This is a genomic window from Gammaproteobacteria bacterium (genome assembly GCA_016199745.1).
GTDB lineage: Bacteria > Pseudomonadota > Gammaproteobacteria > Acidiferrobacterales > Sulfurifustaceae > JACQFZ01.
Genome location: JACQFZ010000018.1, coordinates 1 through 5,934, shown reverse-complemented (window position 1 = coordinate 5,934; position 5,934 = coordinate 1). Strand labels below are relative to the sequence as shown.

Genomic DNA, 5,934 nt, shown 5'->3' with positions numbered 1-5,934 from the left:
TGGCCGGGTAGTAAATCCTTGATCCGCTCCCATTGGTCGTCTCGAAGTCCATATCTCCTTGTCATCCGACGTGTTCTTGCCTCGTGTTGATTGACTGAGGTTGGGATTATGGCGGGTTGTGTAATTGATGACACGCCCTAGTGAAGCTATAAGAGGCGACGCGGATGGTTTGCTGGGCCCCGCGAATGCCCTTCAAGACTAGTTCGAGTGCGCCGGCGCGCGGCGAGAACCCAGCTTCAAACGTCGCGCCCGCCGGGAGGCGCTGTGCTTTGCCCGCGACCGCATCGGAATCGGCAATGACAAGCAGCAGCAATGCGGCGGAAAGACTCGCGCGGCCGCCGCCCCGCCATAGCCTAAAGCGACTCAATTTCGGTGCGCGCCGGCGACACGGAAACCCGCTGCATGCAGCACGTCGCGCGAGTAGCGCCGCGCCGAAATCTCATCGAACACGTGCGCTACGGGTAGGTCATCGCATGCTGTCAACAGGTCCGAGTCATCGTCGGACTCGATACACGGAAACAATCCGCCACTGTGTGGCTCATAGACGACAATCAATCGTTGCATGACTCGTTCCTCAGTCTCTCGTACCGTTGTAATCCCGTAAACGGTTTGGCGAAGTCAACTACGTCGCTTGCTATTACCGCACATGCGCTCCTGCCCGGTTTTGCTGAACGGCTTACCGTCGACGATCGGGTCAATCAAATAGCTATCGCGAAACCCCTGTGCCCGCTACAACTCGCATCACGATCCAGGCCAGGCCCCGCCGGCGGCGGCAAAATTGTCTACGACCCAGTCCGACTGCATATTGGTTTACATCGTCAATCGTCACTCCCTCGATCTCGAAAAACCGTTATTCACGCAGCACTCACACCAAGTCCGCTAGCGTTTGTCGGGCGGCGGCTTCTGCGGCGGGTCGCCGCCACCGGCCGGCGCCACCGTCCGAGGAATTGCCTTTTCCAGGCGCCCTATCGTTTCGTGCAGGCCGGTTACTGTTGCTTCGAGTACCGCGCGTCGCGTCTCGCCGGCGGCGAGCAACGCTTGCACACGCCGGTGTTCCTCGGCGAGCGCCTCCAGCGATTCCGTCGTCGCCGTAAGTTGCCTGCTCATTCCTTCGAGCCGCGCGTTGGTATCGGCGAGCGCGGCACGTGTCGACGTTTCCGTCGCGTGGCTGTCGCGCAGCTGCGCCAGCAGCCCGCCGCGCTCGGCCGACCACGCGCCGCGCTCCGCCGCAATCGCGGAATCCTTGTCCCGAAGCGCGGTGTGCGCCGCGGCAAGCGCGTGTTCGAGCTGGTTCGCGCGCGCCTCGGCCGCTTGCCGATCTTCTTGGCGACTGCGCGCGGCCGCCTCTTGATAGCGCTCGAACTGGTCGCGATGTTGTTTCAGCTCCGCCACCAACCGATCCACCTCACCATCGCGATCGTGCAGCCGCTGTTCCAGGGCGCGCTGCGCGTGCGTGCTATCGGAAAGTGCAGCCGCTCGTTGTTGAACGTCTGACTGTAACCGCTCAATGGTCGCGCGCGCCTCCGTGAGCGCGGTCGACTGGCGGGCGTGCGCATCGATGAGCGCCGCGTGCTCCTTGGTGAGCGCATCGACTTGCGCGGCCTGGCGCGCGGCGTCGACGCGATAGGTGCCCTCCAGCTCGGCCACCTGCCGCGCCGCCTGCGCTTCGGCCTGGTCGACAAGGTTCCGCAAGCCGAGCGCGAGTTCCGTGGGCAGTCCGTGCAGGTTAACCAGCGCCGCGGTTTGGCCGTGTTCGGTTTTCCAGCGCTTTAAGTGGGTCGCGATCGTGCCGCGGTTGCCGGTGCCGAGGATGGCGCGCACGCGATCGATCGTCGGATTGATCCCGTCGCCGTCGATCTCATCGGCGGCCCTCTTAACGTCGTTGTAGGTAATGCCGGGCCTGGCCATACGGCAATGGAGTCTCCACGAATAACGAACCGTAACACGTAACACGTAATATACTGGAATATATAGAAGTTGAAAACGGAAATAATATGATTAGTTGAAACCGATGATAAGAACACTTATCATCGGTGTCATCAGCGAGTCGAGGTTTTCGACCCGCGTAACGCCGTCCAAAACAGCTCGCATGAGGCAGGGGATGACCAGCAACGCCGAAACCCCGAAATCGGTCGCGCCACCGGCGAATCGGACTAACAGTACGACGGCGGGCGACCTCGTGGAGCGTGCCCACGCCCATCAGAAGTTGCTCACGGCGGCCACCGCCAGCAATACGCGCCGGGCGTACCGGTCGGCGGTGCGCCATTTTCTGACGTCGGGTCGGGCGCTTCCGTGCGACGCGCGCGCGGTGATGGATTACTTGGTGCAGTTCGCGGAAACGCTCAATCCCCGCACCCTTGAGCTGCGCGTCACCGCGATCGGGAACTGGCATCGCTACCAGGGATTCGCCGATCCCACGGTGGCGCCGGATGTGCGGAAGACGCTGACCGGCATCCGCCGCGAACACGGGCGGCCGAAACGCAAAGCCAAGGCGCTCCGACTCGAGCACGTCGCGACGATGCTCGCGTGGTTGCGTGCGCAACCGCCGACGAGGAAAGCTGCGCGCGACACGGCGTTGTTATTGCTCGGCTACTTCGGTGGCTTTCGGCGCAGCGAGCTGGTGGCCATCGAGGTCGCTCACGTCACGTTTGAACCCGAAGGAATGCTGATCGCGTTGCCGCGCTCGAAGACCGATCAAACCGGCGAAGGCATGACACGCGCGATCCGAGCCGGCGGGCCCGGTGCGTGTCCGGTGGTGGCGCTGAGGCACTGGCTCGCCATGGCCGCCATCGACGTCGGACCCGTGTTTCGGCCGATCGATTGGCGCGACATGATGAAACCGACGGCGCTCGGTGCCGGCGCGGTGAACACAATTTTGAAAACGATCGGGAGCGCGTGCGGGTTCGACTTCGTGCCGGACCTCAGCAGTCACAGTTTGCGCCGCGGCGTGGCCACGTCGGCCGCGCGCGAGGGCGTCGCCTTCGAGGCGATCAAGAAGCAGGGCGGGTGGAAGAGCGATACGACGGTGCGAGAGTATATTGAGGAAGGGCGGCAACTGGAGGACAACGCGACCGCGCCGCTACTCGACAAATTAAGTGCTTTGATGGCACCAGGCCACAACTCGGTCAGCGCAGCGACGCTACATGACGAGGATCCGGAAGAAGCAAACAGCGACGTTGACCGGTCGACGGCCAAGATCCTTCCGCTTACGCGAGTTCGGCGGAGGCCGGCGAACCAATCGAACCCGGATGACGTCGCACCGCCGGCACCGACAACCACTCGACAACTTGCGACCACGCTCTACGAGTTTCGGATCGAGCTGCTGTACTGGGAGCCGACCATTTGGCGCCGGGCCCGCGTGCCGACCGTGAGATCCGCATCGAGCGCGTCGTCAGCGGCAATCCGTCGCCGCGATGTATTGCCGGCAAATATGCCTGTCCGCCGGAAGACTGCGGCGGACCCGCGGGGTATGCCGAGGTTTTGCGCGCGTTGCGTGGGCGCGGTGGGCGCCGGCGGGAGGTGCGCGAGTGGCTTGGCAGTGGGTTTGATCCGAAGAAGTTCTCGGTACGTGAGGTGAATGTGGAGCTCGCGAAATGGGTCAATGAAAGATGATGCTCCAAGCGACCGGCGAGCTGCGCAAGGTATTGCTGTGGCTCGGCCATGCGCAGATGCAAATCGTCGGTTGAAGCAATTCGATCCCATATTTTTTCATTCATAAAACTCTCGGAAAGACGCCATCGTTGCGTTGGTAATGGAACCATGTTGCTTCCAATGAAATTTAAGAATGAAAGTTGATGCGGATGTAAGTGGGACAGAATTACTTCGCAATGTGGGACACTTTTCTTTCAACAGACGGCAACTGAACCAAAATCGGAAACAGTCCACTGACTACCAAAACGCGGTGGCGATGAGCCGCCGAGAGGAACGGCAAGCGGCCGAGGCGCGTACTAGCCATCTCGATCGCGTGCTGACGGCGGGCGCGGCTCATGCTCATCAACAAAGAAGAGCTGACCGCCAGCGAGTCCGGTCGGATGGCGGCGGAAGCGACTGCCGCCGGGCTGAACGATACGATCGCGCTAAGGGAGAAGAATTTGCAGATGGCGAAATCGGAAATCGACGCCTTGCGCGAACAGCTCAAAGCGCAACGGACGCCTCCTGCCGCCTAAGCGGGGAGTGGTAAGTATTACGTCGTTTTTGTTCCAACATCTGGCTTGTACGCGCCAGCGTTTTGTTGAAAGATGCCGGTGATTTCACTTCGTACAAATGGGAGATTTAAGCTTGAGTAATTTAACACTAGGCGGTCTCAGTACGTTCACAGCGTGGGCTGCGATACTTGTTAACCATCGACGTGTTTCCTTTGCCGATGCCGATATGACGTTGAGCGTTTACGGGGAAGGGGACGACAGCTATTTGGTTATCGAGACTTACAAGAGCGATGTGGAATCCACTCAATACATGCTGACGGCGGAAGGCAACGAAATTCCTCTGGCAGCGTTATTCGATTTCTTAAAACTCGTAGATTTCAAATTTATTAAGTTGCTGGAGCTGCTGACGTCGCTCCCCTATCAGATGTCCGAAACGGGGGAGGTTATAAAAATTGGGCAGGTTAAAATTTTTCGCACGCCCGTAAAAGCCACTACGGAGGACAAAAAATGAGCAGCAATAAGGTTCGTATTGACGTCAGACCTTTGCATATTGGAAAACCAAATCAGGAATTAACGCCAGCGGAAATTTTGTTTATTGCGGAAAAAATGACGACGGCTTTGGAAAAAGAGGCAACTCAACCGCGCGATCCCAATGAGCCGGAGGTATTTACCGAGTGGCTATAAAAGTATTTACCTCACAAAAATTTAGAGAGTTATTAACCGACGACGAAGCAAGACGACTGGTCGATGAATTTAGGGAGTATAAAGAAACGGGAGTAGCGTCAAAGTCGTTTGGTCGGGACGCACCTTATCATTGGCCGAGCTCGGTTGTTGCCGCAGACCTACGTCACCTCCACTTGTATGAAAAAGCGAGTGAACCTTATTGGCACCTTGCCGTCGTCCAGTATCGTAGGGTAAGTGATTGTCATCTAGTGTATTGCTGCGGATCTCATCCGAGTAACTATTTAATGATTACGATGCTAAGGGAAAAAGCCCACGAGCAGGCCAAAAAAGTGACATTCATGGCTGCACTTGCCGAAATCGCGGAAAAATTTAAAACGAAGTACTAGTTTTTTTTTGCAGCCGCCGCGCGCCGGCGGCGCCCCGGTACAATTTCAGCGCGCTGCCCATTTGTGCAAACAAGCAAATCGCGTAATTGTCAGTTTGGGTCGCGACTACTAATGGTTTATTCGCGTTTATTGACTGGGGAAGAGATGTCGTTGATATTGTCGCGCTGAAATCCTTCAGTCTTAATAATTAATTATAAAGAGGGTGGCATGGATAACAAAATCGGTGGCAAAACCTGCATACCGCAACCCGTCTACGTTATCGTTGAGCAAATTTACTCGAAGAACGGTTGGCCAGATCTTTTTAATACGATAAGCCCATCACACAATCAAGTGTTTCGCAAAGTAATGCAAGTTTGCGATTATGTGGATACCTATTTTGAAGATCAGCTGGTCCATGGGGAGCCCAGTGTCTGGCAAATGATTCAAGAAGCGGTTCTACCGGGGACGCGGCTTACGGCTCGCCCCACGGGTGAGAAAGGGCTGTCGGTGCCTTATATGGGCTTTCGGAACTTCATTCAACCACTGCCTCAGCTATCTGACAAACTGCCGAAAGCGTTAACTAAAGAGTATAAGTTTGATCCCCCAACACCTTACACCTTTGGGGTCGATCCAATTCCATCCATTCAGCTCTATGGGAATCCTAACGTAGAGTTGTTTTATATGGTTGGCGGAAAGTCTCCCGCAACGGCGGCGGCGGTGTATTTTGAGAAAACGCAAAA

8 protein-coding genes are annotated in these 5,934 nt (G+C 57.3%); 6 read left to right on the top strand and 2 right to left on the bottom strand.

Features of this window, described 5'->3' with window-relative positions:
- Nucleotides 1–363: 363 nt before the first annotated feature.
- Nucleotides 364–564: a hypothetical protein gene (locus tag HY308_04285; GenBank protein MBI3897500.1), complete on the bottom strand. Its 201-nt coding sequence runs from the start codon at nt 562–564 to the stop codon at nt 364–366.
- A 315-nt stretch (nt 565–879) separates the two neighbouring features.
- On the bottom strand, nt 880–1,908 hold the full coding sequence (locus tag HY308_04280; protein ID MBI3897499.1) for a DNA-binding protein: 1,029 nt from the start codon (nt 1,906–1,908) through the stop codon (nt 880–882).
- A 1,419-nt stretch (nt 1,909–3,327) separates the two neighbouring features.
- Here HY308_04280 and HY308_04275 point away from each other — a divergent pair.
- The 6 genes from HY308_04275 to HY308_04250 all read left to right on the top strand — a co-directional run.
- Nucleotides 3,328–3,612, top strand: a complete 285-nt coding sequence (locus HY308_04275) for a hypothetical protein (GenBank protein ID MBI3897498.1) — start codon at nt 3,328–3,330, stop codon at nt 3,610–3,612.
- A 374-nt stretch (nt 3,613–3,986) separates the two neighbouring features.
- A complete protein-coding gene (locus HY308_04270; protein ID MBI3897497.1) occupies nt 3,987–4,166 on the top strand; it encodes a hypothetical protein in 180 nt (59 codons plus the stop codon).
- Between the two features lie 112 nt (nt 4,167–4,278).
- A complete protein-coding gene (locus HY308_04265; GenBank protein MBI3897496.1) occupies nt 4,279–4,656 on the top strand; it encodes a hypothetical protein in 378 nt (125 codons plus the stop codon).
- Nucleotides 4,653–4,829: a hypothetical protein gene (locus tag HY308_04260; GenBank protein ID MBI3897495.1), complete on the top strand. Its 177-nt coding sequence runs from the start codon at nt 4,653–4,655 to the stop codon at nt 4,827–4,829. Before HY308_04265 ends, HY308_04260 begins: the two co-directional genes overlap by 4 nt.
- Nucleotides 4,820–5,215 (top strand): type II toxin-antitoxin system YafO family toxin, encoded by a 396-nt coding sequence (locus HY308_04255; GenBank protein ID MBI3897494.1) that lies wholly within the window; start codon nt 4,820–4,822, stop codon nt 5,213–5,215. The genes HY308_04260 and HY308_04255 overlap by 10 nt, the downstream gene beginning before the upstream one ends.
- Nucleotides 5,216–5,422: 207 nt before the next feature.
- A partial coding sequence (locus HY308_04250) for a hypothetical protein (protein MBI3897493.1) occupies nt 5,423–5,934 on the top strand: 512 nt, incomplete at its 3' end.